Below are 26,940 nucleotides of genomic sequence, written 5' to 3'. Positions count from 1 at the left end.
GCTTGCATTATCTTTACGCTCAGTTTGCATTATTCTTTGATAACATAGACAGAAACGAGAGAACTTACTATCTACGCTTACAAAAAATCACACTATAAACGAAAAATCATATTGCGTAGCACAATTTATTATACCAACAAAAAATGAAAAGACTATTACTTGCGTTGGCGTTGCTGTTTGCAACGCTTATTGGAAATGCCGCCGTTGATTCCGGAAAATCATTGGTGGAAGTGAGTGAGGATTACAAGACAGTCACGGTGACAATAAATGATGATCCGGGATTGGAGAATACTGATTGTAAAGGTCCTGGGGGAGACATTTCATTCAATGCTGCATTTAGTTCGTGGAATGAAATGCACATAATAATCAAAGGTACAGGGCTTAATCAAAAAGGACTGTCAAAGATTGGAGATGCCATGCAAGAATGGAATATGAATCCAAACAAACTCGATCTTACAGAGAGTAAATTCATAGGAGAAATCACAATCCTGCCAAACAGGTTTGCTACCTTGTTGCTTGCTCCTGGTTTTGTACTGCCTGACGAAAATGTGCTGAAGAACAGCGCCAAACTGAAGTATGCTTATTCAGATGAGAATGAGGGCGATAAAACCATACACCTTTATGTGTCAAGCCAAATAACATCCATAGAAGAAATTCCGGAGTTTGCAACCATTGAGAAATTGGGAAAAGGCTGGACTGTATATGTTACCGGTGACAACGCTGCTGTTGTGAGAAAGGAACTTGTGGAGTTAGGCTGTTATGTAGGCATTGTAGAGGTTGACGGCACAGGTACTAAAGAATCTGTTGAAAACCTCATACTGGCACAACTGCCAGAAGGAAAGGATATTTCCTCTATCAAAACTCTGGTAATCAAAAACTATACTATTACACAGGATGAGTTTGACTATCTTGCAACTTTGAAAGATGTGCTAAACGTAAATCTTACGGAGGCTGTCTTTTCTGGTGATGTCAGATTTTACGTTGTCAGTGATGTTGTCAACTGGGAAACTTTGACATTGCCGGCAGGGACATGTTTGCGTTATGATTTCGGAAACTACCCCAAGCTCAAATATGTTTATTCAGGTGAGAAAGACGGTGACAAGACTATACATCTGTATGCATCAGACAAAATTACCTCAATAGCTGATATACCGGAGCTTAGTGGCATAGAAGGTCTTGGAGCAGGTTGGATGGTATGTCTTGTCAGAGACAACATTGCCATAGAAAATGAACTTAAAACTAAAGGTTGTTCCGTAAAAAGCCTCGAAGGTTTCATAGAGGTAAAAGGCGAAGGAAACCTTGAATCACTCATAACCACTGAGCTTGGTGACAAGGACATTTCCTATATTAAAACTCTGGTTGTCAAGAACCATACTGTTACACAGGATGAGTTTGACTATCTTGCAACTTTGAAAGATGTGCTAAACGTAAATCTTACAGAGGCTGTCTTTTCTAGTGATGTCGTATTTGATGATGTCAGTGATGTTGTCAACTGGGAAACTTTGACATTGCCGGCAGGGACATGTTTGCGTTATGATTTCGGAAACTACCCCAAGCTCAAATATGTTTATTCAGGTGAGAAAGACGGTGACAAGACTATACATCTGTATGCATCAGACAAAATTACCTCAATAGCTGATATACCGGAGCTTAGTGGCATAGAAGGTCTTGGAGCAGGTTGGACGGTATGTCTTGTCAGAGACAACATTGCCATAGAAAAGGAACTTAAAAACAAAGGTTGTTCTATAAAAAAACTCGAAGGTCTGATAGAAGTAAAAGGCGAAGGAAACCTTGAATCACTCATAGCCACTGAACTTGGTGGCAAGGACATCTCCTATATCAAAACATTGGTTGTAAAGGAACATACTATTACACAGGAAGAGTTTGATTATCTTGCAACAGAACTGAAACATATAGTAACTATGGATTTCACCGATGCGACACTACCTGATTATGTGCGCCTTGGTGATGATATTGCAGACGGGTCTGTAGAATGGCAATTCCTGATATTACCAACAGGTACAAAAATTAGACCTAATTTCGCGAAATACGGCAATTTGAAATATGCCGTAGGTGGCGGATTAGAGAAGATATGGATTGTCAGCACTGCAGGTGGTTATATTGCAGAGAATGTAAATGAAATAGCTGAAATCCTGCCTACTGGTATCAATGCTCCTAAAGATGGTATCAGACTCAGCGTAGCATTTGTGGGACCGATAAATGTCGATGATGTTGCAGCCCTTGTCAGCTATAATGCTCCATTGAGTTCGGCAAGAATCTGGCATCTTTATAATTCCACTGGACTTTCCGTGGATGATTTCGGACAGCTTGAAACGTATATTCAAGGAGGTAATAACGGCGAGAAACCGACAGGATTCGTATTGCCTCCAGGGATGAATGTTGACGAGGTATTTAGTCGATTAAGCGGAGGCAACCATGGTAATGACATTGGCAACATCTATAGTCTCTCTTCAGGAGAAGGCGATAATGGAATCACGCTGACAGTAAGAATCGTAAATACCAAAACATTCGACATCGCACGCTTTGCAACGGTGGATACAAAAGTGGCTGTGCTTACAGGTGGTGTCGCTGTGGACAACAATATCATCGAGGCACTGAAAGGTACAAAACGCTGTATCAGTGTGGATTTGTCGGAAATGACTTTCAGCAATAACGATGATGCAATTCTCAAAGGTGTGACAGAAGGAACTGTTATGTATGTGAAGCTTCCGGAGCTTCCGAAGGAGTTCCAATTCAATATAGATAACTATACAGGTACTACATTTGGAGCTATAGCACGTATAAAGACAGAGCAAACTCCTGATACAGGTTTTAAAAAGGATATCGCAGTCTGCTACCAGCGTGTGCCTGGCACATTGAATAAAATGGTAGGCTATCGCAGTGTAGAAATGCGTGAGCATGAGCACATACGCTATCGCGGACTTTTCAATATGCACGATGTTGAGCATCTTATGGTGAACAATAAAAACATTTATTGTGACATGACGGATATAAGAATCGTCAAGTATAAAAATGAAGCAGACGAGGGAAAAAATCCTAACGACTTCCGTCTTGATATGGTTGAAGACCATCCTGACAAAAACATGTTATTGATTAATAATGGAACTATCAAATATCTTGCACTGCCAATAGGAACAAAAATCCCGGAGGATTTGGCTGCATTCAAGCAAAACTGTCCAAGCCTCCTTGCTGTAGGAGCATTTGATGATAAAGATAATTCTCTTGCCTTACAATCCTACGCACCGGCTGGTGGTGCTGTGGCGCATGTGGCAATAATGTTCGGCAAACCGGAAGATACGAATTTAACGAAAATCCGAGTGCATAAATTAACAATGACTGGCAACCTGAATTTCCATGACATAACCAAACCATGTAAAAACTATGATGCACAAGGACATTATGTTGATGGTGGAGAGGCAGATTTGATTCCAAGTTTCTTTGCGCTTAATTCTGACAATCTGACAGAATGCGATTTCTCAAATGCTGTATTCCCTGTGCAGAACGACATGAGGTTCAGTGCTGCAGCCATGTACAGCCAGTGTACAAGTTTCAAGCTCCCGACATCACCATTGATGACAATCATTCCTGACAATTGTATGAACCAGTTTGAGCAGGTAGAGACACTGTGTATTCCTGCCAACTATGAGATAATCGGTGAAAATGCTTTCCGCCAAATGTCAGGACTAACGCATATAACGACAACGCTGACAGAAGAGGATGAACCTGACTTTGAGACAGACAGAGGAAAAGGGACAATAGTGTTCTCATCCAACCTCAAGCAAATACGCAGCACTGCTTTCTGGGGAATACATAATATATATGATATATATGTCCTTGCAGAGAAAGCACCGAAATGTGAGGCAGGAGCTTTCGATGAAGGTATGACTTATGGAAATAATGGATTCAACAATGCCCATCCATCCCAGCGTTCCAACTACAAAAACGGTGAGAAGACTATCATCGGCATGCTCCATTATCCGCGTGTTATAGCAGGAACGGAAGAGGAGAAAAACTATACTGACGTCACACGCAAATACACTCTAATCGATGAAACTGGCGCATTGAACGGTAAAGGTGAGCTGTTTGTATGGCCTACACACTCTGAGTTCGGACGCTCATATAATCAAGCGAAATGCACAGTTACAGTTGACGGTGAACAACGCGGATGCAATTGGGATGCATGGAAAGAAAGGAATGAGAATGGCGGCTTGTATGGTGAATATCAGGAAAGTATATTGCTGCAATTAACAGATGACAACACCTACAACCTTGAATATGCCGGCTGGCATGAGTTTGTCCTTGCCAACAACTATTACCGTAATGCAAGCGAGGGTGAAATCACACCTGATTACAGCAAGTTCAAGGAGCAAGACTGGTACACTATCTGCTTCCCTTACAACATGACACGAAGCCAGTTGCTGGAATATTTCGGTGTGCCTGAAGGTGAAACATACAAGGTCAATGGCAATGATGTGACAGCGGATAAGGACATCTATCCTGATGTGCGTACTCTCGTTGAGGTGAAGAGACACCGCAATTATTCTAAAGAAGGAGGACTGATAACATTCGTGTTCAGCGACAACCTCATTACAGAGGATGACGGCAAGGATGTTGAGATAAGTGCTGAAAATATCCTGACTGATGCCAATGGCGACCGCTACATGACAGCAGGCAGTAAGCCATGGAAATACGTAGCGGCGAAACGCGCGACAGATAAGGGATTTGAGGCAGACCCTATCATTGTTAAGGGAGGCTACCCATACATCATAAAACCTTACATACCTGTTGGCAAGGTTAATGACGATGTGCATTTCATCCCGGCACAAAGTTCGGACGAGCTCGGTGGCGGTCACTCCATAGTCGTTAATGAAGAAACAGGTGCGAAGGTCAGTGTCCCATACATAGACCATGTTGTCTATGCTATAGATGTCGACAATTCCAATAATGAGAAAGAGGTGTATGCTAAAGACGGAGATGGTCTTTACCACTACCATTTCATTGGCACCTACGGCTTCAAGGCGATAGACAAAGACCATGGTGTGGAAAGCGTAGCCTTGCAGTATAAGGAGATGCCGATGTTCAGTTTCTTCATATCCAAGACAAAGAGCAATCCGAAGCATCTGCTCTACAGAACCACGACAGAGGGGAACAAGTGGAACGCATTGACCAGCATCATTGGTGGAAAGTCCAGTGCACAGTACATGAATCTGAGCAGAGGCTCTAACGACATGACCAATGTCTATGTTGATTTCCATTGCGATAATGATGCTTTCGAGGACATCAATGGCAATAGCAAGAAGACTATCCTTGCAATGGACTTTGCGGAAGACCATGGTGGCACGACAGGAATCACAGACTACACCACTGTTCCGCAGGAGAATGCCAAGAGCGGTGTCTACAGTTTGGACGGCAGATTTGTGGGAACACGCATGGACAACCTGCCAAAAGGCATCTATGTGGCAAACGGAAAGAAATATATAGTAAAATAACTGAAAACAAGCATCATTATGAAGAAAGAATATATAGCCCCTGCCATTACAATCATCCCTATGGAGCCATCAACCATTCTTGCCGCATCAGGCAAAGGTGGTTATGATACAGAGAACGGTCCGGGTTTCGGTGGTGACACTGATACTGGCGATGACGACGAGTTCGAATCTTTGTCAAAAGACGGAATATGGGATGATGGTTTCATTGAATAAGCTGAAGCAGCATATATGATACCATAAAACAAACACAATCTCTGCCGAAGTGGCCTTTTGCATCAGTGAAAGGTCACTTTTTATTTTACGTGAGTTCGACGAATTTGCTGTATCTGATCAAAAGCAAAATGCTATAAAAAGCACCGTGAAACGGTGACTCTTCGTTAACCCCACATGCTGCTTATGGCAGCATGTGGGGTGTCTCTGGCAAATGGTCTGAGGGTGTGTCAAAACTCAAACCGATGTTTTCAAAGGTTACAATTTGTAAGTTAAGTACTACAAACTACCGCGTAGCGGTTGAAGAACGTAGGAGGGTGTGTCAAAACGCGATTCAATGAAAAACCCACTATCATTTGTCAAGTATAATAGCCATTAAACAATGGACACCTGCCTTATAATGATGAATTTGTCTTGTTTTTTGCTGTAAATGTATCAAAGTGGCAATACGTTTTTCGCGTTTTGTAGTTTTGACACACCCTCAGGCTGACGCACTGATGTTGCCGCCCATGTTCGGCTAAGCCTCCATACGCGGTTAACGAAGAGTCACCGTTTCACGGTGCTTTGGTAGCGTTTTTCTTCATTCTGCCGGATAGTTGCAAATTCGTCGAACCCACGTTATTTTACAGACCAATAATGAAAAAATACTTATCCTTACTCTATATTTGTCAGAAAAAATCCGTATCTTTGCAAAAGATAAGTTGCACCTCGGCAGTTTTGAGCAAGTTCAATTGTACTCGGTTTGCATAATCTTTGCAAAAGATAAATTGCGATTTAACAACGAAAGCATGAATAAATGTATGAACAAAGACAATAAAAAAGAGCTCTTTCCCATTGTGGATGCTGCCGGAAACGTCCTCGGCAGCATCTCACGCGGTGAGGCGCATAACGGCGGCAAAGTGCTGCATCCGGTTGTTCATCTGCACCTTTTCAACAGCAAAGGCGAGCTGTTTCTGCAGAAACGCCCGGAATGGAAGGACATACAGCCCGGCAAATGGGACACGGCATGTGGCGGACATATTGACTACGGGGAGACTCCGGAAGCGGCTCTGCTGCGTGAAGTGCGTGAGGAACTGGGCATGACGGACTATGTTCCGAGGCGCATTGACATGTATGTGCATGAGAACGACATAGAGCGCGAGCTGGTCTATGTCCACACAACTGTCTATGACGGTGATGTTTGTCCCGACAGGGGCGAGCTTGACGGTGGACGATTCTGGACGAAAGAGGACATTGAAAGCAACCTCGGGCATGATGTCTTCACACCGAATTTTGAGGAGGAATACAGAAGATATTTCCTCGACAAGCAAGCCGCTGCCGTCTGAAAAGCAGTTGCTTGCCACCCCTTTGTCTACTCTCTGATGACAGGAAAACCAACAGAAAACCATCATGTCTGACAAGATAAAGTACATATTCCTGACCATAGGCATAGCCGCTATTATCGTCATGTGCCTGACCTTCGACGTCTCCTTCGCCGAACTCTATCGTGACATGCAGCGCACAGGCATCCGTCTCGTAGCAATCCTTGCCTTGTGGGGAGGACTGTATGCGATGAACACGATGTCATGGCGCGTCATCATCCGTGGCTCCGGCGACTGTCCTGTGTCGTTCTTCCGGCTGTTGAGGCTCACTGTCACAGGCTTTGCCCTGAACTACTCAACGCCTGTCGGGCTGCTTGGAGGAGAGCCGTACAAGATTCTTGCCATGACGCCGCATATCGGCGGGCAGAGGGCAACATCGTCTGTGGTGCTGTTTTCCATGATGCATGTGTTCTCGCATTTCCTGTTTTGGCTCACCTCGTTGGTGCTTTATGTCGCCATAGAGCCTGCCATTCTTCTCTCTCCGACAGCGTATTTCATCATTCTTCCCATGGCATTGTTCTGCCTTGCAGGGATATATTTCTTCATGAAAGGCTATCGTACAGGTATGGTGACAAAGATAGTGCGCATCCTCGGCAGACTGCCTTTCCTTGGCAAACGGGCAGAGAAATTCTACTCTGCACGTAGCGAGGACTTGCACAAGATAGACCGCCAGATAGCGGAACTGCATGGGCAGAACAGGAAGAGCTTTTATGTCTCGCTGCTGTTGGAGTACATAGGCAGAGTGCTGCAGTGCATCGAGATATTCCTCATCCTGCAGGTTTTCGGCAGAGAAGCCAATCTGCTGACCTTCGTCCACTCGTTCCTGATACTCTCATTCACATCGCTTTTCGCGAACCTTCTGTTCATTTTCCCTCTGCAACTTGGAGGAAGGGAAGGAGGATTCGTGATGTCTTCGGCACAAATGGGCATGACCACCGAAGTCGGCATATTTATCTCGATTATCTGCCGTGTGCGCGAACTCTTCTGGGCAGCCATAGGTATGCTGTTCATCATGAAGGAACATTCCCGCAAGTCTGACAACTGACACTGTCTGACGATGTGGAAAACATGGATGTCCGCATGAAAAAACACATCGTTCGTAATAGTGCTGCAAGTTGTCTGGAGAGACCTCTGAAAATGTGGCGGAGCCACAATCATCTGTGAAGTGGTTATGCACTAACATAGATAAGAAAACATTCACGGAAAATATAACATTAATCAATTCAGATACACTTTATTAACAATGGAAATAATCTACCTACTCGTCGGTATACTGAAAGGTTTCATAATCGGTTGGATTGTTTTGCGGAACAGATACAACAGGGAACACACCAAAATCACTGCTCTTGAAGACGAACTGTCGCGGCTCAACCAATCGGCGGAAGCACGCATTGCGGAACAGAAAGCCCTCTACGAACGGCAGCTGGAGCAACAGCTAACGCTCGTAAAAGAGCAAATGGACACTGCCGCACGCAGTCTTCTGCAGGAGCGCACGGAGCAACTGACAGCACAGAACAGGAGGCTCGAGGAAGACAATCGCCGGCTGAAACAGGAGTCTGCGGAGCGCCTTGCGGAGCAGAAAGCCATGTATGAGAAGCAGATGGAGCAGCAGATGACACTCATCAAAGAGCAAATCAACACCGCTTCGGAGAAGATTCTAAAGGAGCGTTCCGAGCAGTTGAGCATCCATAACAAGGAGCAGCTCAGCGCAATCCTCAACCCTCTGAAGGACGGCATCACGCAGATGCGTGAGGTGGTCGAGAAGAGTGGCAAGGAGCATGCCGAGACAATGGTACGCCTTGATGCTACCATAAAGACCAGCATAGCGCAGAGCCGTGAGGTGGGAGAGCGTGCCGACAAACTCGCCGAGGCACTTACGGGCAAGAACAAGACACAGGGCAACTTCGGAGAGCTGCGCCTGAAGCAGCTTCTTGAGGACATGGGACTGGAAGAAGGAACTCAGTTTGAGGAGCAGACGACCATGAAGGACGCAAAGGGAAGGGCTATTTACAGTGAGGAGGACGGACACAGGATGGTGCCTGATGTGATTCTTCACTTCCCCGACTCCCGTGATGTCATCATCGATTCGAAGATGTCGCTGAAGGCTTTCGAGGATTATCACAATGCCGAGACTGACACTGAACGTCAGGATGCTTTGACCCGGCATATCGCTTCCGTAAGGCAGCATGTCACGGAACTGTCGCAGAAGAACTACAGTTCCTACATCCGTGAGGGGCGCGGAAAGTTGGATTTCGTGCTTATGTATGTCTTTTCGGAAAGTGCCTTGCAGCTTGCTCTCGGAAATGATGCGTCACTTTGGAAAGAGGCTTACGACAAGGGCGTCATCATTGCCGGCAGCCAGAACCTCTACATGATGCTGCGTGTGCTTGAGATGACATGGCGCCAGGTGCGTCAGGTTGAGAATCAGGAGAATATGGTCAAGGCGGCGAACACTGTCATCGACCGTGTCCAGCTGTTCTATGAGCGTTTCCTGAAAGTCGAAGAGCAGCTCGACAGGACTCGCAAGGCCTTTGACGATGTGAAGAATGTCACTGCTCCGTCAGGTCAGAGCATAGAGGTTGCTGCAAGAAAACTCATAAAATATGGTGCGCAGAGCAGCCCCAAGCGCAAATATCAGCTTAAGGCTGCCGACCGGCAGCTCATAGAACAGGATGAGGAGGAATAATCTGTGGCAGGGCAGTGCTGTTTTTTTAAGGCACTCAAAGAGCATTGATGCAACATCCTATCATGCTGTATCAAGGTTCTACATCATATTCTCCGGTCATTCAAAAAACATTTGTAGAGCATGTCAAAGACGGCGTATTTCCGCATGAAAAATGTGCATGAGTTTTCTAATGCCCTATTTATCATAACAGGAAAAACAAGGTCTTTCTTGGCGAAAGAACATGCTTCACAATGCCGGCCATAGTCATTAATTCGATAAAAGGCTACCATTGGCATGGCAAAAGGTAACCATTTACACTGCCAAAGGTTACGAAAAGCACTGCATTTCATTACCAAAAACGCATGAAGAGGTAACGAAATGCAGTGCTTTTTTGTGCACGCGAATGTGTTTACGATGTTAACTCGTTGATTTACAAAGTAATACCAAAATAAAAAATCCATACGTTTTTTCGCTTTCCGCGTTACGAAAAAGTCTGTACGCGATTCTCAGAGGGTATAAATGCCGTGAGTTTTCTAATTCTTCTTGTTATGGAAACCATGAATAAAGCCACATCATATCCCAATATAACGATATGTTTCCCACTTTGTCATCTTCGTGAAAAAAAATATCTTTCCCATGCAGATTCATGCCGATTCTTATGCATAATCCTCAGTAATCTTCTTAATCCACATGTGCAGATTAGAATGAATGATTCTGTATGTTGGGGCTTACCAGTAATTGTTCAACTGATTTTGCCTGTTTCTATTTCTGATTTGAGGAACTGGAATATATATACAGCTCCTTGGTAGTAAAGGCCACATTCAGGGTCATTGAGTTTTGCGAATGTAGTGGAAGCATATAGTTCGTCAAGAGCCCGGCGTATGTCCCAGCCATATTCTGCCATTAGCATTTCCGCAAGTTCCGCCGCAAGGCATTCTATTTGAAACTGTATATCCTGTGTCATAGTTCAATACGTTTAAGAAGTTCAATGGCACGTGGAGTACCAAAGAAATATTGTACTGCATGGTCTCCTTTGAATCTCAACTCTTCAACCAGTGCCGATGCTGACATATATCCCATGATGTAACGGCGAATTTGCACACCCACAGTGTCATCAGCAATCGGACCGATTACTATATCATACGAATGGCACGGTGTGCCAGAATTGTTCTTGCGGTTCATCACAACAAATTCCGCCCATTCCTCCGAGTAACCTGGAAACACTTTTATGTTCAATCCCATAGCGGCCGCAGCTGTCTCGTCAAATTCAAAGCATGACAATGTTGGTTGCCCTTCGTCTTGGAATCTGGCTGTACGGACAGCCATAGCCATAGCTTGGTCGGCATTGGCGTTGAGGTAGAAACCTTTCCCGAAATCTTTGCCACGTTTGCTTCGGGAGAGATCAATCCTGTCAATGAGCACGTTTGAACCGTGGTAGAGCCGAATCATATTTTGCCTCCTTTCCGTCTGCAGAGCACTTGCAGGTCAGAGACCGCATCGTCAATGGAGAGAGTGTGTTCGGCAGCATAGCAATCAAGCAGGAAATCTATGCCGGAGAAACGGCGCAAATAGGCGTAAGCCTGTTGGTTGGATAGCTTGTAGTGTTGGGCAAATGCTCCGACACATGCCACCACATATTCAATTCGGGCAGATATTTCTTTCTTGTTCATGGCTGTGATTTTTTTACTTGTCATTAGGGAATGCTGTGCAAAGATACACATTTTAAGTGGGAATACAAAGGATTTTATACACATTTTATGAGGGAATGTAAGGCAAATCATACACATTTCATGAGGGAATGCCTGATTATTCTCTCTACACATGCAGTACTAAAAAGTAAAAAACACAAGCAAAAATTCATAGTTCGAGAAAATTTTCGTAACTTTGTCGTCTGTTTGCCGAGGATTGCGGCGAGCAGAAAGATAAAAAGTTAAGCAGCTATTATGTCAATGAAAACAATTTGTGCGATAGCGACGGCACAAGGTGGTGCGGTCGGAATTGTCAGGGTTTCAGGCTCTGAGGCTATAGATATAGTAAACAGAATCTTCAGCAAGGATATTTCTTCCGCCGGAAGTTACACCATGCATTATGGCCGGATAACGGACATTGACGATGTCATTGTCTCTGTATGCCGTGCGCCACGGAGCTATACAGGTGAGGACACTGTGGAGATTTCGTGCCATGGTTCGAGCTATATTCTCAAGCAAATCCTGCAGTTGCTTGTCGATAATGGCTGTGAACTTGCTGGTCCCGGCGAGTTCACACAGCGTGCTTTCCTCAATGGAAAGATGGATTTGTCGCAGGCTGAGGCTGTCGCTGACCTCATCGCTTCACAGAATGCCGCACAGCATCGGGTGGCGATGCAACAGATGCGTGGCGGTATCTCACAGAAGTTGCGTGAGCTTCGCGACAGGCTGCTGCACCTGACCTCGTTGCTTGAACTCGAACTTGACTTCTCTGACCATGAGGATTTGGAGTTTGCGGACAGAGGGGAACTGGTGGAAATAGCCCGGCAGATAAGCAAGGAAATCAGCCGTCTTTCAGGTAGTTTTGAGCAAGGCAATGCGATAAAGAATGGCACTCCTGTCGCTATCATTGGCGCACCTAATGTGGGAAAGTCAACCTTGCTCAATGCCCTTTTGCGTGATGACCGTGCCATCGTCTCGGATATACAGGGAACGACACGTGACATCATCGAGGACACTATCACCATTGACGGTCATCTGTTCCGCTTTATAGATACCGCAGGCATACGCAAGACAGAGGACACAATAGAGAAAATGGGCATAGAGCGTTCACTGAAAGCATCAGAGAAAGCGCAGATTGTCATCCTTCTGACAGAGCCTGGAGTGCCGTTTGCCGACATTTCTCCTTTGGACGGTCAGCATATCATCCGCATAACGAATAAGACCGATGAGTTCTCCGCACTGACCGGAACAGGCATCGAGCAGTTGGAACACCGGCTTGTTGACACTGTCCGCAGCACGGAGAACAGTGCCTCCGATTCCCTTTTGATTACCAATCAGCGTCATAAGGTAGCCCTTGACCTCGCTTCAGAAGACATCTGCCGTGCCCTTGACTCCCTTGCACTTGGCATAAGTGGCGACCTTGTTTCGGAGGACCTCCGCCAGTGCATCACTCACCTTTCCGAAATCGTCGGTGGTGAAATCACTCCCGACGAGGTGTTGGGAAATATCTTCTCTCATTTCTGCATCGGAAAGTGAATCATTATAGAGAAAATTGCATGTTGATGTGCAATATGGTCATTATATTGGTGACATTGTGAAAGTGAGCATTTTTCAGCACTGTAGCTACTTGTTACGCATAATCAATAAGTACATGGGATAAGGGCAGCGACTACATGGGAAACGTAAAACCATAGAGAATAATTCGGATGAGTTAGCAACACTTACACATGATTTTACTCAACTTTGGTATCCAAAGTTGAGTAAAATCATGTGTAAGTGTTAAATATAACGTGCAAAACAAAGAAAAATATATCTTTTATCTTTTATATTGAATAAAAATAGTAGTTTTGTGAAAAATATTAAGTATAAGAAATATGAACATACTCCCAAGACAGAGATACATCGACCAAATAGAAAAGTATCTTGGCAAGGACTACATAATTGTTCTTGTCGGTCAGAGACGTGTTGGTAAAAGCTATACGCTGAAGATGATTCGTTCAATCAAGGAGGAAGATGATAACAACAATATCATCTATGTGGATAAGGAGAAGGAACAGTTTGATTTCATTCATAACTATCAAGATTTGAACGAGTACATCAAGAGCAAATGGGTGAAGGGCAAGATGAACTACATTCTCGTGGATGAGATTCAAGATATCGAGATGTTTGAACGTACAGTTCGCAGTTTCTGCACTGAACCTGATGCCGAAGTCATTGTAACAGGTTCTAATGCCAAGATGCTGAGTAGCGATCTGAGCACGCTTATAGGTGGCAGATACAAGGAAATCTACATCCAGTCGCTTAGCTATGAAGAGTTCCTGCAGTTCCACAAGCTCCAGGACTCAGATGACTCGCTCGCCAAATACATCCAGTATGGCGGTCTTCCCGGTTTGGTGAAGATAGGACTTGATGAAGACGATACTCGTGAGTATCAGAAGGACATCTATAACACCGTACTCTTGAAGGATGTCATCCTACGCAACAAGATACGTAATGTAGTATTTCTTGAAAACCTCACACGCTTCCTTGCTGATAATATCGGCAAGATAATCTCTGCTACAAGCATAGCCAAGTACATGAAGTCGCAAGGACAATCGATTACGGCATCGACCATCATCGAATATATCAAGTACATCTCAGAGGCGTATATTCTCCATAAGGTCAATCGCTATGACATTCATGGAAAGAAGCTGTTTGACAGCAATGACAAATTCTACTTTGAGGACCATGGTCTTCGTAATGCACTTGTCGGTGGCAATCGTGAAGGTGACATCGAGAAGATTCTGGAGAACATCATCTATCAGCAACTGATACGAATGGGGTATGAGGTTACGGTTGGTCAGCTTCAGGCAGGAGAAATCGACTTTGTCTGCTCAAAGAAAGGTGGCAAGCGTTTTTATGTACAAGCTTCCTACATAATTGCAGACGAAGAAACATATAAGCGTGAGTTCGGAAATCTGGCATCTATCAAGGACAATTATCCGAAGTATGTTATCTCCATGACACCGCTCGTAACCAAGAGTGATGACAATGGACTGACGCACCTTGGACTCAGAACCTTTTTGATGATGGACGAGTTGTAAAAGTATACAGTCAAGAAAATTGCACTTCTATCTTGAATGTATAACTCTTTAATCATTGTTGCTCCAAAGCCAAGTCATTGGAATATTTCAAAATCATGCTGGAATGATTATAACAATGCAACCATTTCAGCATGATTTCATTTATTATAGAACAATCAAAAGGAGCATAACAACACAACTTACTTTATTACAATGCTACACATCCCTAATTGTAGATTTCTCAGAAATCTTTGCAGATTTCCAGACCTTCGGCGATGGCGGCGTTGATGCGTGCGTCTATCTCCTCCGGAGTGCTGTAATCAAGGTTCTCGGCAGCGACGGTGAAGAGTTCGCCAAGTCCCCACAGTGCGCCTATAGCCTTGATGTAAGGAGTGGCAGCCTCGATAGGGTCGCCTGTGCGGACATTCATGCCACGTGTGGTGATGTAGAGGACCTTCTCGCAGCGGCAGAGTCCCTCGAAATATGTGCCGTTGTCCTTGAAAGTGATGTTGAACAGGGACATGTTCTCAATGAAAACCTTCAGGATGGCAGGGAAACTCATGTCCCAGAACGGAGCAGCAATCACTAACCTGTCCGCTTCGGCTATGCGCCTTGCCTGCTCTGCAACCTCTTCCGGCACATAGCCATTGCTGCGTTCTGCAAGCACTTTCCTGCCAACGGATTGATAGTCTTCACCGTCAAGCACGATGGTTTCTGTCTCATATCTCTTGCCAAGTTCCTTTACCAAAGGTTCAAGAATCCTTCTTGTACGTGATTCTCCGTCACGCATACATGCGTCGATGACTATAAGTTTCTTCATATTTTCTTGTATTTTATGTTTGTCCTTATACTTTTTTGATAAACAGGTTACAACTGCAAAGGTAATGCAAACCGAGCGCAATCAAGTTTACTTGAAATAGCCGAGGTGCAGCTTATCTTATGCAAAGGTAATGTATTTTTTTGATAATCAACACATGATAGGATGAAAAAACTTCAATTTCGCCATTTGTTGTTTATAGTCTCATACTGATTCTGCGGATTCATTCAGATTATTGAGTATTTTGATAATGACGGATTAATAGAAGAAAAAAACTCCATGGTTACGCGAACCATGGAGTCATTATCATCCAAAAGCATTTTAATCCTCTTCGTCATCCAACCAGCTGTTATCCCATATGTCATGTCTTTTTGAGAAAACATTTCCGTCCGGGTCGGCATATATTGGGTTGTCAGGATCATCCTGGTCTTCAATAATAGGTATGCGCGGCATGGAAGCTGCAAGGAAAGCTTCATCGCTGCTACACTTTATTATTTCTATTTTAGGTGCTACATATTTTTTCTTTCCCATTTCTTATTTGTTGTTTATAGAATATTTGCGATTGTTTATGATGTATATGCCGGCAGGAAGTTCGCGCAGGGCTTTACCGATGCTTTCCGCAGTGCGTACCATTTGACCATTGATGTTGTACACTCGCACAGGCTTGGCTGTGTCGCCAGTCACATTGCTTATGCCCGTCATAGAACCAAATGACATCTTGAAGAATTTTGCACCACTTCCGTTTAAGGCATTGAAATAACAATGATATGGTGTTATTCTCACCGAGTTGTCATCCTTGACACGATAGAAGCCCACTCCGTATTCCTTCTGGTTCTGCAGCACATACGCATCTTTCGGAACATACATCGTCTCAAACGTGCCTGTCAGATAGTCGCTTGTCCAAACGTACTCCTCGATAATCCTGTTTCCGTAGAAATGATATGTTCCCGGTGTACCGGCTATTATATAAGGAGTGTTCGCCTTTATGCTCGTCTCCTCAACAAGCTCGACAATGTTTTCATCACCAATGCCGCTGCATGAGTAAACGCCCATACCTTCCGGAATATCGCTGTCGAATGGCAATATCAGTGTGCCGCATCTTATGCTTGATATTGTACAATCAATTACTGTCTGCTGCTTGGTAAATTCCGGATATATGGCAGCTTCGCCGACAACAGTATAACGCAGTGTCATTTCCTTTCCAAGCAGTGTTGCACCTTCAGGAGCACGCAGCTTTTTGCTGTTGCTTGGCTGCACACTCTTTGCATACCACCCGACAAAGTCGTAACCGTCGGAAGGGGTAGCAACAAGCTCTATTTCTTCAAGGTATTCATAACGCCCTGAGCCTCCGTTTATAGAACCACCATTGGAATTGCTTACCGCAATATTATAGTTGTTAGGTTTAAGCCATAACTCTACCTCTTTGGACGATGTCAACTGATACTCCAGTTCGTCGCTTGTAGAGAGCGTTGTGCCGTTGATAGCCCACCGCTCAAAGGTATATCCGTATGCTGGTACAGCCTTCAGTTTGAGTTTTGTGCCGAAAGGATAACTGCTGCCCACAGTTGCACCGTCAGACATTGTCACCGTACAAGCATTCGCTGCAAGTTTGCCGAAACCGTTGCGCTTAAGTGCGAACTTCAGCGCGACAGGTTTGCCTGTAAACTCGTTCCATGAGCACTGACGGCCTTCACCACCGTAATAGCCGTCGGCATCATCTATGGTCGCTGTCTGCACAGTCAGTATGTACAGACCGTCGGCACGCTCAACATTGGCGATGTTCACATTGTAAGTCAATTCGTCAACCTTGCTTATCACAACCTTGTCACACGCCACCTTGTTGCCCTGAATCATCAGTTCGATGTCATCAGTTGTGAAAGTGCTTTCGGTGATAGGCTTGTTGAACTCCACCTTTATGTCCGTAACCTCTTCTGTCGCCACGGTACTGTTACCAGGGATTCCGCTGAATCTCTTCACCTGCAGTTCCATGGAAGGTCTGTCCTCATACGTGACAATATAAGAAGTCATTTCCGCATGGACAGCGTCAGCGATATGCACAAGATTCTCATACAGAGGTTTCTTGCCGTCGCGCATCGTGGCGTGCGTTATCCACACATTCCTGAGACTGAGCTCCATGCCGTCACTTTCGCGTACAATCTTTGTTATACGTGCCTTGCCATTCTTCGGGTCACGTATGCTGCCGTAATTCCAACCATAGAGTCCCAATGTCGAAGGTACGATAGTAAGACGGTAGTTGGTATCGTCAATCTGTTCCATGCTGATCTTGTCACACAGTCCCACAGGCTCTTTTGTGCCATCAGTGAGATAGATGATGTCCGGCAGGTTGCTATCATCCTTTTCGTCATTACAGATGAAGCCTTTCATACCGTCTTTTCCCGGTACATCCACACTGCGTATAAGCTCATGGATAGTGACCTCATTGAGCAATGACAAGTCAGGATTGTCATAACTTGTAACGTGCGTAGCTTCAACATTATAGTCTGTGAAATGTCCCATAAGTGTTGATGTCATGAACCACTGGGCATAGCTCTGGCTCTTTGGAGCGATGTCTCCGAATGGCGTAGCGATATCGCCACCCATTGCCAATGTCTCGTCCTCGCCATTGAGTAATGCTCTTGTAAACTCAAAGTTGATGAGCAGTCCCTGTTCATTGTCTATTATCTGTGGTTGCTGTGTTACCATGTTCACATTTGTTGCCTCGCCATATCCCACATTGTCGATAATCAATGAGAACTCCGCTTCCTCCATTGGCTCTATCTCCGGAGTCAATGGGTCATCGCCAAGCACATCGCGCTGCATGAAATACGTCAGGTTCAGGTTTGGCGAAGGCTTCACCGTCAGCGTCTGTTCCGTAAGGTCACGTAGACGGGTCATGCCGGTGGCAGGGTCTTTGAATGACAGTTGTCCGCCAAAAGTGTATTCCACAGGCTCATAAGGTGCTGCATATTTTGTCGGAATGTAAAGTATTGTGGCCTTTCCGGTCTTCTTGGCATCAAGGGTCCATGGACCTTCGAGTGTACCGCCGAATCCTTCTATCGTCTCATTGCTCACTTGGAACTCATGTGATGTCGCAACATTGCCCTGAGGGTCTGTTTCGCGGAGTGTCAGCACGATGTCTTTCATCTGGCCGTCAGTGCCGTTCTCCACCACCAGTGTGCCACGGAATGCTTGTCGGGTCATTGTCATGCGCTGGTTGAACTGAAGTTTAACCTTGGCAATCACGATGCCTTCGTCATCCTCAATTTCCTCTTTAGGCTTATTATCGCCTTTTGTTTCGTCATAAGTCTTGTCCTCATCAGGCCATTCCAGTTTGAATTCGCCATCATTATCTTCGCCTTCTTCACCTTCTTCAAGTTCGAAATCCTTACTATCATCCTCACCGCCAAATCCGGTAAGAATGTCTTCAGGCTTGCATTTCTGGCTAATCATTGCGCCGCCGGAGAAATTCCCTTGCTTGATGTCGGTACCACAGTCGTATTGGAATGTTCCTTTAATGATAGCAACACATCCGTCAAGCTCAGTGAATGCCGCCCTTGTCACTCTGTACGTCACAACAGCACTCTCCTTCGGGCGAAGGTCGAAGACATGGTCGGTCAGGTACTCCACCTTCAAGTCTGCAGTGTTCCTGTATTTTCCTGTTAACGCATTTTCAACCAACGGCTTGCTCACATTCACGTTCTTGGCAGTGATAAGTCCCTCATTTGTAACGACAACCGAGTAGACCATGCTTTGCCCGATCTCTGTCAGCGCATCGCCATCAATGTTGCCCGATGTAGCCAAACGCAGCTGCGGCTTAGGCACAGCAGTCTCGAAAGTGGTTGTGGTGACAATCTCATAGACATCCTCCACCTCTGTCTCGACAACCTCATACTTCACCTTGATGTCATCGACTATTGCAAGGTTCACAGTCTTGAAGGTTGTCTTGCCCGGGTCGACACATACGGTTCCGCTGAATGTCTCGTGACCGCTTGCACTGACTTTCAGCCTGTAATAGCCCTCGGTCAGTATAGGCTCGACATAACCTTTCTCGTTGGTAGTACCGCTGTATGCCACCTCGTTGGTGTTATAGTTGCGCACTTCCACCTCTGCACCCTTTACCTGTGGCGCACCGTCAGTGTAATAAGTGAATTCGTCACATACATCCACATGCAACGTGCCGGTCTCTTCCGATACAATGTTGATGTCATAAGGAATAGCGATACCGTTGCCGTTGGCACAGTTGATGCCGATACGCCCGCTCACACTGACATTCACCGCCGCATCGTCGGCAGGAGTGATGCCCAACGTTATTGTCGTTGTCTCTCCGTACGCCAATGACTTGATTGTTGTGCCGGAAAGCGACTTTATGAAGTCAGGCAATGCAAGTGTTATCGCGCCTGTCGGACCGTTGCCGCTGTTGCCTATGGACAGTTTATAAATCTTCTGTCTGCCTTTTGTGGCAGATGTGCTTATATGGCTGACCTCAGATTCAAGGTGCGGGTACGGATTGTAAGCCGCATATCTTCCGCTGAGTTCCATGTCATTGCATTGGTCGGATTTCAGCATGACAGCCAGATTCACCGCCTCACTCGCCTGCACCTTAGGTGTCAGGGCGAATGATGCCTTTACAGACTCGCCGCCCTCAATCCTTGAAGGGACATCCCATGTCAGCGTGACACCCTCAGGCAACTCGCCACAGTCCACCCTTACGCCTGTCAGCGGTTTCGGGCAGTTGTTGGTTATCGTCACAGAACCGGTGTACTTCTGTCCCACTTCTATGGACTTGTTGACAAACATCTTGTTGTCCACTTTCCAGCCATAAGCACACAGGCTGCACATATCCTCATCAGCAGCTGTGTCGTCCTTGCCATAGCAAGCACCGAAGCGGTAGTTTCCCGGCTGTGTCTTAGGGATAACATACTGTACGGCAAACTCACCCTTGGAGTCTGCTGTCACGGATGAAACCTTGTACACCTTGCCGTTCCATTCATAGATGATGTTTACAGCCGCGTTCACGACATTACTTCCTGTAGCCTTTCCGCTGATAGTGACAGTCTCACCGACCTTCACCTCATCCTTGTCCACGGATGTACGCACGGTGAATGGCGCGGTAAGCACCACCTTGCATGCCGTGCTGACATTGTTATGCTCGTTGATTTCCTGAGTGTTAGAAGGGGCATCAACCTGTGCATACAGGTAATACACTCCCAGCTTGTTCGGCATTTCCACATATAAGTCGACATCCCTTGTCTCGCCAATCGCTAACGGAGCATCAAGAGTCTGTGTGCCAAGGAGTATGCCGCCCTTGGTGTATGCCTGCAGATAGCTGAACCATATATTCACCTTTGCTCCTGCAGGCAACTCTGTCACACCACTGTTCCTCAGGCTTGCAGTCACCTTCATGGCAGTCTTCGCCATCAGTTCTTCCTTCTCTGCCGTCAGCTTCACATCTGAAATGTCAGGCAGCGTCTGGTTGACAATCTGCATGTTTGTCTTGCCTAACGTGTAGCCGTTAGCATTGGCAAAGAACGTGACAAGGTGATTGCCCATGTCCGTATCATCCTTGTTCACAGCCACCTGCATCTTCGCCGAAGCCTGCCCTTTCACAATGGTCACGCTGGCAGGGTGGGTGACGCGGCCCGGCTCATCGTTCGTGACGCTCACTGTCAGCGGACTGTCCGTCGAGGTGTTCCTTGTGACAGTAAGCACTGCTGTGCCGCCCTCTTTCACGTTAGCCTTGTCAATGCTCATCTTCAGTGTCGGACCATCGTCGTCCAAAACCTTCAGCAGTGCACAGGTAAAGCCTTGCTCGCCCTCACCTGCGGTGATTCCATAGTCAGGGAAATGCACACCGGCACTTATCTGATAGTCGCGCTCGCCGTCCACGACAGCATTGTCCACAACGCCGAGGAAGAACGACTGCTCCCTGACACCGGCAGCAAAGCCCACCTGCGAGACGGAACAAAGCACACCCTTAGCGTCACTTGACTTTACACGCACATTGACCGCCTTGTCGACATTGTCTGTACGGCGCAGAGTGGCAACGACACACTGCGGTCCGTCGCCCTCCGACACCGTTGACGGAGACAGCATCAGCTCAAATCGCGGCACATCGTTGTCCGCCACAGCTACCTCACAACGGCCGGAAGTGTAGTTGGCTGCACTGACCGTCAGCGTGGCATGATAGTCCATACTGACACGCTTGTCGTCCGTGACAGTCGCCTCTACCACAACCTTTGTCTCACCTGCCGGCAATATCACCGAAGCAGGACAGGCGATGCGCTGTGACGGCGATATGCCAATCATCAAGGTCACATCCTCGGGGTTTGCGGATGTTGATTCGATGCTGACAGCCATCTTGTCACCCTCGACATAATTCTCCTTGTCGGTCGTTATCATGAGTGTTGCTGTCTCATTGTCAATGATGCTCACCGTGCCGTGGGCATCATCATATCCTTTGAGTCGTGCGGTAATCTCCACATCAACATTCTTGTTCCATAAATCATCATCCACGACAGCAGCCATGAACTTTGCTGTTGCTGCTCCTGCCGGAATCACCACACTTGCAGGCACGGTAAGCCTGCCGGTGTTTGAAGACGAAAGCATGACAGTCTCGTCCACACCGCGATAACCGCTGCGGCTGACACTGCATTCCACCTGTCCTGCCCCCTCGTCCACTTCCTTCTTGGGAGTGGTGAGTGTAAGCACCTTGCCCATCTCTCCGACATAGCCTGAGGTGGTCAGAGCATTGTTGCCCTGATAAGCCACAGGCTCGTTGAGGGCTTTGTTGCCGATCAGCTCCACCTTGACCTTGAACTGTCCTTCAATGCCGCAGGTGGCAGGAATCCTGAACTCTGCCGAATTCTGGGTTGTGCCGCCGACACTCAGCGACGCTTTCTCATAGGTCTTGTCAAAACTGTAGCTCGTGCCATACTCGTCGATGACAGTCACCTGTTCCGCCCAGCCTCCGACAGCTTCTCCGTTGCCGATGTTCTCCACAGTCCAGTTCACGGTCATCGTCTGTCCGGGCATGAACGATTTCCCTGTCAGCGAGATGTTCTTCACAATGATGTCGGCATGGGGTGTCTCCGTCACTGTCACTGTACATCCGTCATACCCCGTGACAACGTTGCCGCCACCCTTCACCGACAGCACGACATCGCTCATCTCAACCCTTTTCTTGTCACCGGCCTTCCATGCCGAAGGTGCCGACATCGTAAGGTTGAGCAGCTTGCCCGACTGTCCGGCAATGGCCGTGTTAGTAGGGGAGAACCCCATAACCTTGTACCGGTTGCCGCCGATGCTTCTTACCACCAGCTGATGGTCGCTCTGCCTGTCGGTGTAAGCATGGTTGCTCGTGTTGAGCTTGGCACCGTCAGGCATCGTCAGCACAAACTCGAATGCTATGATGTCCGATGTGTTGCTCAGCCAGACAGGCAGCGTGGCCGTCTTTCCGGCATTGGTCTCAACATTCTGGATATATATCCTGTTGTCAGCGGCTTTGGCTGCCACTCCCGCAAGAAGTAGGAGCAACAGCCCGATAAGCCTTGATATGTTATTTTTCATTGCCAATAATCTTTTTGCCATTAACAATTATTACTTTTCTCCTGCCGGAAGCCTTGTCAGCCTTGACGCCATTGATGGTGTAGGCATTTGACTTGTCTGCACCGTCCTGCGTCACTTCTGTTATGCCGGTGGCATCCTTGCTTCCGCAGACCACTGTCATGCCCTCGGCATTCACGTCCGAGGCAGTGACAGACACAATCTGTGCATCGTCAGCTCCCCTGAACTGTGCAAGTACTGTGCGGCCCTCAGGCAGCTCGCCAAGCATTGTCGAGTAGATGACGGCACGGCAGCCATCGGCATTGTCCTTCGCCGAAGCAGTGAATCCCATACCGCTGAGACTCCACACAATGTTCTTCGCCATGGCATCACTGATGTCCACAGTAAGTGCAGCCACAGGGCGTGAAGCATAGAGCACCAACTCGCCGTTCTCGACATACAACGCAGCGTCCGCCTCCGGTGCGGACTTCCTGTTGGAAGCCTTCGCCTGGTAAGCATCGCCTGGGTTGTAGTCAGGCATGTCAAGAAGTATGTCGACGGTGTTCACCACATCCTGCACATTGATGCGGCTGTCGGCATAAGTGTCGGCGGCAGTAAGGTTGAACACCTTATTCTTATAGCTGTCGAACGCATAGAGGATGGTTGCCTGAAGGTCATTGACATTGACGCCTCCGACAAAATCGGCATCGCCCTCTCCGAATGACATTGCCATACGGAACGAGCTGCCATCGGCATTGCCCTTGCCGTCAAGCCCGAGGGCATTCACCACAGCACCATTCTCGCCGGTATAGACAGGACTCGCGGCGGCAAAGTAAGGGATGCTCCACGCTCCGCCTGCCTTGCCGGCTATCTGCATAGCCCACTGCTTGTTGGTGGCTTTGTCAAACGCGGCGGCATCCGCTGTCGTCAGCATAAGGCTGAGGTCGTCACGGTATTGGCGCGCCGCATGGTCGTAGCGCATCACCGAAGGTATCATGGCAGTGATGTCGTCAACGCCGGCACCGGTGAGGTTGATGTCCACAACCTTCTCCACAGTCTGCTTCGACAGGTCAAGCTCCGTCACATTCTCCGAAATCATCGGGCTTACCTCGTCAAAGGCATTCACCGACGCATTGAGGGTGGTCAGCTCTGGGAACTGCTCCGCCAGCTTGCCGACATTGCCGCTGAAACGGTTGTCGCTCACATTCAGCGACTTCAAAGCCACAGACTCCAAGGCTTTCTCGCCTGCCAACGCCGCAACACTCTCAGGGAGGTCGCCCTCCATGGTGTTCTTGGAGACATTAAGCGACTCCAGCATAGGGAAGGAGAACACCTCCTTAGGCAGTTCGCCACTAAGCTCACGGGCACTGATGTCTATCTTCGTCAAATGGCGGTCGATGACCTGCAAGCCATAGAAGTTGCCTGCACCCTTCGCGCCCTTCGTCATGTCCCAAAGGTCCTTGTCAAAGCCCCGGGCTACAAGTTTGCCATGCAGCACTTGTAGCTTCGCCCACTCGTCACTGCACAGCTCCGACATGTCAAGCTCGGTCTTCTCAAACTCTATGGTGACAATGTCGCTCCAGTCACCCTCGGTGGTGTGCTCCATGTAGTGCAGCTTGTGAGTGCCAAACTCCAGGCGCGATATGTCCACAGTGAACGCTCCCTCACCATTGGTAAGGTGCACTATGCCGTGAGTGCCTTCCACATCATCGTCAATCCAATAGTCGCAGAAGTCCACATCAACGCCTTTCACTTTGTAGAAGGCGTATGTCATGAAAGCCGGCTCTCCCTCCTTGTTCTGCGTCAGCATGTTGAAGAAGTGGATGCCGTGGTCAAGCCCTGAGATGTCTACAGCGATGTCATTGCTGTTGGCAGTCTTTCTGCCTGCAAAGTCGCTGTCTATCCAGTACTCCACCTTCTCATCGTAAGTCACAAACTCATGCTTGAAGAAGGCGTATGTCAGGAAAGCCGGCTCTCCCTCCTTGTTCTGCGTCAGCATGTTGAAGAAGTGGATGCCGTGGTCAAGCCCTGAGATGTCTACAGTGATGTCATTGCTGTTGGCAGTCTTTCTGCCTGCAAAGTCGCTGTCTATCCAGTACTCCACCTTCTCATCGTAAGTCACAAACTCACGCTTGAAGAAGGCGTATGTCAGGAAAGCCGGCTCTCCCTCCTTGTTCTGCGTCAGCATGTTGAAGAAGTGGATGCCGTGGTCAAGCCCTGAGATGTCGACAGCGATGTCATTGCCTGTGGCAGTCTTCCTGCCTGCAAAGTCGTTGTCTATCCAGTACTCCACCTTCTCATCGTAAGTCACAAACTCACGCTTGAAGAAGGCGTATGTCAGGAAAGCCGGCTCGCCCTCCTTGTTCTGCGTAAGCATATTGAAGAAATGGATGCCGTAGCCAAGACCGGAGATGTCGACAGCGATGTCATTGCCTGTGGCAGTCTTCCTGCCTGCAAAGTCGCTGTCTATCCAGTACTCCACTTTCTCTTCATAAATAGGTATTTGTCCCTCTTGCGCAAGCATGCTGCTTTGCATGAGCAGCATGCACAGCACAATGGGAAGTCTTATTGATTTCCGCATAATAAGAACAGGATTACTGTTTTCTCTTCAGTTTGACATTCAGCTCATTCTTTTCATTGTCAACAACAACTGTCGCAGAAGTGATGATGTTGTTTGAAGTCAGTGGAATGAATGGCTTGATGCCGCCATATATTCCGATGACAGTGCCATCACTGCCGAGGTATCCTTTTTCTGTAAGCAAGTCCTTTGTAATGTCAGCCATGGTGATGGAGGAGTCCAGAATACATTCAGACTGGTTGACCATCTTGGTCGCGCTGTCGTCAAAAAGGAAGAGACAGTTTGAGAACAAGGCAGTTGGCTGTGCTTTATCGCTACCGCCTATGACACATTGTCTGAAAGTGCCACCGGTCAGAGTATTAGTCCTAATATTTTTTATATGGCAATTAATGAACATGTCATTAACAGAGTTGTAGTTGTTCGTTTGTTTGCATACTTCATTAAAAACACTGCTCCATGCTGAAACCATATACGCTCTATTCTTGGTGAAATATAATGTGCTGACCTGACAGTTCTCTATATTTACGTTGCTTCCAGACATATATGCCTCCGAGTTCATCTCACACTTTTTGAAGGTCACATTTGCGCCTCCTTCACAACTAACTCTGCTCAAGAATTTTATCCCTGAGAATGTAATGGTTGCGTTATTGTTTGCTGTTGCTGTTACTGTACCTGGAATCATAGTCTCTCCTCCTCCCCTTCCAATGATAGTGATAGACTTGTTTACCGTTATATTACCGTCAAAGTTGCCGACACTAAGGTACAGGACATCGCCATCCTCACATGCATCAATGGCACTCTGCAGTGTCATTCCACTATCGTCATAGACGGTGAACTGTTTGATTTCATCACCATGACGGAGCATAATACTTTTTTCTTGTGCCAGAACATTCTGTGCAACAGTTGCCATGAAAGCAACAAGCAGTAATAGTTTTTTCATTGTTGTTTGGATTTTTTTGTGATTATGATAAAAATAAAATAAAAAATGCTTTGCAATGGTAGGCTGCATATAAACAAAGTTCGCCAAAGAACTCCTTCAGGTGTTGTTCTTTGGCACAAAGGTCTCACAGGTGTAGTCATCTGGTTTATATGGTTTTATTACGCTGCTTGGCTTGTGGGTATGCCGGCAATGATGTACGCGGTTTTGTTGCGCATCACGTGATTTTGTTGCGCATCACGTGGTTTCGTTGCACATCACGCAATTTTGTTGCGCATTACGCGGTTTTGTTGCACAGCATGAGGGATTACAAGCACAGACAGTGATTGGTTCTCGTTTCTCGTCTCTGTATTTTGTCTTTTTTGACATTGCAAAGGTATATTTAAATAATGATATAGCCATTTAGGGGGGGGTAATTAAAGATTTTTAACTTAAAAGATTCGTATTTAACAAATGTTTTCTGTGGTTTCTCTCTTTTTGCGTGTTTTTCGTGGTTTATGTCTTCATGCGGATTTCTCTGTTGGCACACCGCGAGGCGGTGCATTCTCGTTAACCCCGCATGGAGGCGAA

General features: G+C 46.7%; 15 protein-coding genes. 7 read left to right on the top strand and 8 right to left on the bottom strand.

Annotation, left to right across the window (positions count from 1 at the left end):
- Positions 1–143 precede the first annotated feature (143 nt).
- The 5 genes from HPS57_RS04545 (at position 144) to HPS57_RS04525 (ending at position 9,767) form a co-directional block, all read left to right on the top strand.
- Entirely contained in the window at positions 144–5,510 is a 5,367-nt protein-coding gene (locus tag HPS57_RS04545) for a leucine-rich repeat protein (protein WP_172180570.1), read from the top strand.
- Positions 5,511–5,528: 18 nt separating this feature from the next.
- Entirely contained in the window at positions 5,529–5,723 is a 195-nt protein-coding gene (locus HPS57_RS04540; RefSeq protein ID WP_172180568.1) for a hypothetical protein, read from the top strand.
- Between the two features lie 797 nt (positions 5,724–6,520).
- The gene (locus tag HPS57_RS04535; protein WP_172180566.1) at positions 6,521–7,045 is read left to right on the top strand and encodes an NUDIX hydrolase; all 525 of its coding nucleotides are present in this window, start codon (positions 6,521–6,523) and stop codon (positions 7,043–7,045) included.
- 64 nt (positions 7,046–7,109) lie between these two features.
- A complete protein-coding gene (locus tag HPS57_RS04530; RefSeq protein ID WP_172180564.1) occupies positions 7,110–8,126 on the top strand; it encodes a lysylphosphatidylglycerol synthase transmembrane domain-containing protein in 1,017 nt (338 codons plus the stop codon).
- Positions 8,127–8,324: 198 nt separating this feature from the next.
- Positions 8,325–9,767: a DNA recombination protein RmuC gene (locus HPS57_RS04525; protein ID WP_172180562.1), complete on the top strand. Its 1,443-nt coding sequence runs from the start codon at positions 8,325–8,327 to the stop codon at positions 9,765–9,767.
- Positions 9,768–10,488: 721 nt separating this feature from the next.
- Here HPS57_RS04525 and HPS57_RS04520 read toward each other — a convergent pair.
- Genes HPS57_RS04520 through HPS57_RS04510 form a run of 3 tightly spaced genes read right to left on the bottom strand, consistent with a single transcriptional unit; the run spans position 10,489 to position 11,440 of the window.
- Entirely contained in the window at positions 10,489–10,710 is a 222-nt protein-coding gene (locus HPS57_RS04520; protein WP_172180560.1) for a hypothetical protein, read from the bottom strand.
- Positions 10,707–11,195, bottom strand: coding sequence for a DUF3990 domain-containing protein (locus HPS57_RS04515; protein WP_172180557.1), 489 nt, complete (start codon positions 11,193–11,195; stop codon positions 10,707–10,709). Before HPS57_RS04515 ends, HPS57_RS04520 begins: the two co-directional genes overlap by 4 nt.
- Positions 11,192–11,440, bottom strand: coding sequence for a DUF3791 domain-containing protein (locus HPS57_RS04510; RefSeq protein ID WP_369811444.1), 249 nt, complete (start codon positions 11,438–11,440; stop codon positions 11,192–11,194). The genes HPS57_RS04515 and HPS57_RS04510 overlap by 4 nt, the downstream gene beginning before the upstream one ends.
- A gap of 249 nt (positions 11,441–11,689) precedes the next feature.
- On the opposite strand from HPS57_RS04510, the gene mnmE reads away from it, so the two are divergent.
- Both mnmE and HPS57_RS04500 read left to right on the top strand, forming a co-directional pair.
- Positions 11,690–12,970, top strand: coding sequence for a tRNA uridine-5-carboxymethylaminomethyl(34) synthesis GTPase MnmE (gene mnmE / locus HPS57_RS04505; RefSeq protein WP_172180555.1), 1,281 nt, complete (start codon positions 11,690–11,692; stop codon positions 12,968–12,970).
- A 338-nt stretch (positions 12,971–13,308) separates the two neighbouring features.
- Positions 13,309–14,517 (top strand): ATP-binding protein, encoded by a 1,209-nt coding sequence (locus HPS57_RS04500; RefSeq protein WP_172180552.1) that lies wholly within the window; start codon positions 13,309–13,311, stop codon positions 14,515–14,517.
- 220 nt (positions 14,518–14,737) lie between these two features.
- Here HPS57_RS04500 and HPS57_RS04495 read toward each other — a convergent pair whose 3' ends face one another.
- The 5 genes from HPS57_RS04495 to HPS57_RS04475 all read right to left on the bottom strand — a co-directional run bounded on the left by HPS57_RS04495 (position 14,738) and on the right by HPS57_RS04475 (position 26,373).
- A complete protein-coding gene (locus tag HPS57_RS04495; RefSeq protein ID WP_172180550.1) occupies positions 14,738–15,316 on the bottom strand; it encodes an NAD(P)H-dependent oxidoreductase in 579 nt (192 codons plus the stop codon).
- A gap of 318 nt (positions 15,317–15,634) precedes the next feature.
- Positions 15,635–15,844, bottom strand: a complete 210-nt coding sequence (locus HPS57_RS04490; RefSeq protein ID WP_172180547.1) for a hypothetical protein — start codon at positions 15,842–15,844, stop codon at positions 15,635–15,637.
- Positions 15,845–15,847: 3 nt separating this feature from the next.
- Entirely contained in the window at positions 15,848–22,879 is a 7,032-nt protein-coding gene (locus HPS57_RS04485; RefSeq protein WP_172180545.1) for a CARDB domain-containing protein, read from the bottom strand.
- Positions 22,869–25,436 carry a leucine-rich repeat domain-containing protein gene (locus HPS57_RS04480; RefSeq protein WP_172180542.1) on the bottom strand — a complete coding sequence of 856 codons (2,568 nt, stop codon included), beginning with the start codon at positions 25,434–25,436 and terminating at the stop codon, positions 22,869–22,871. Before HPS57_RS04480 ends, HPS57_RS04485 begins: the two co-directional genes overlap by 11 nt.
- 13 nt (positions 25,437–25,449) lie before the next feature.
- The gene (locus tag HPS57_RS04475; protein ID WP_172180540.1) at positions 25,450–26,373 is read right to left on the bottom strand and encodes a right-handed parallel beta-helix repeat-containing protein; all 924 of its coding nucleotides are present in this window, start codon (positions 26,371–26,373) and stop codon (positions 25,450–25,452) included.
- Positions 26,374–26,940 lie beyond the last annotated feature (567 nt).

The sequence above is a fragment of the Palleniella intestinalis genome, from assembly GCF_013166595.1.
In the GTDB taxonomy this organism is placed as follows: Bacteria; Bacteroidota; Bacteroidia; order Bacteroidales; family Bacteroidaceae; genus Prevotella; species Prevotella intestinalis.
This window is presented reverse-complemented; position numbering and strand designations above follow the sequence as displayed.

What these genes read in the sequence shown, in the direction of transcription:
- HPS57_RS04500 (WP_172180552.1), top strand. Translation starts at nt 13,309, where the DNA reads ATGAACATACTCCCAAGACAGAGATACATCGACCAAATAGAAAAGTAT.
- HPS57_RS04525 (WP_172180562.1), top strand. Translation starts at nt 8,325, where the DNA reads ATGGAAATAATCTACCTACTCGTCGGTATACTGAAAGGTTTCATAATC.
- HPS57_RS04535 (WP_172180566.1), top strand. Translation starts at nt 6,521, where the DNA reads ATGAACAAAGACAATAAAAAAGAGCTCTTTCCCATTGTGGATGCTGCC.
- HPS57_RS04530 (WP_172180564.1), top strand. Translation starts at nt 7,110, where the DNA reads ATGTCTGACAAGATAAAGTACATATTCCTGACCATAGGCATAGCCGCT.
- HPS57_RS04510 (WP_369811444.1), bottom strand. Translation starts at nt 11,440, where the DNA reads ATGACAAGTAAAAAAATCACAGCCATGAACAAGAAAGAAATATCTGCC.
- HPS57_RS04480 (WP_172180542.1), bottom strand. Translation starts at nt 25,436, where the DNA reads ATGCGGAAATCAATAAGACTTCCCATTGTGCTGTGCATGCTGCTCATG.
- HPS57_RS04485 (WP_172180545.1), bottom strand. Translation starts at nt 22,879, where the DNA reads ATGAAAAATAACATATCAAGGCTTATCGGGCTGTTGCTCCTACTTCTT.
- HPS57_RS04545 (WP_172180570.1), top strand. Translation starts at nt 144, where the DNA reads ATGAAAAGACTATTACTTGCGTTGGCGTTGCTGTTTGCAACGCTTATT.
- mnmE (WP_172180555.1), top strand. Translation starts at nt 11,690, where the DNA reads ATGTCAATGAAAACAATTTGTGCGATAGCGACGGCACAAGGTGGTGCG.
- HPS57_RS04520 (WP_172180560.1), bottom strand. Translation starts at nt 10,710, where the DNA reads ATGACACAGGATATACAGTTTCAAATAGAATGCCTTGCGGCGGAACTT.
- HPS57_RS04515 (WP_172180557.1), bottom strand. Translation starts at nt 11,195, where the DNA reads ATGATTCGGCTCTACCACGGTTCAAACGTGCTCATTGACAGGATTGAT.
- HPS57_RS04490 (WP_172180547.1), bottom strand. Translation starts at nt 15,844, where the DNA reads ATGGGAAAGAAAAAATATGTAGCACCTAAAATAGAAATAATAAAGTGT.
- HPS57_RS04475 (WP_172180540.1), bottom strand. Translation starts at nt 26,373, where the DNA reads ATGAAAAAACTATTACTGCTTGTTGCTTTCATGGCAACTGTTGCACAG.
- HPS57_RS04495 (WP_172180550.1), bottom strand. Translation starts at nt 15,316, where the DNA reads ATGAAGAAACTTATAGTCATCGACGCATGTATGCGTGACGGAGAATCA.
- HPS57_RS04540 (WP_172180568.1), top strand. Translation starts at nt 5,529, where the DNA reads ATGAAGAAAGAATATATAGCCCCTGCCATTACAATCATCCCTATGGAG.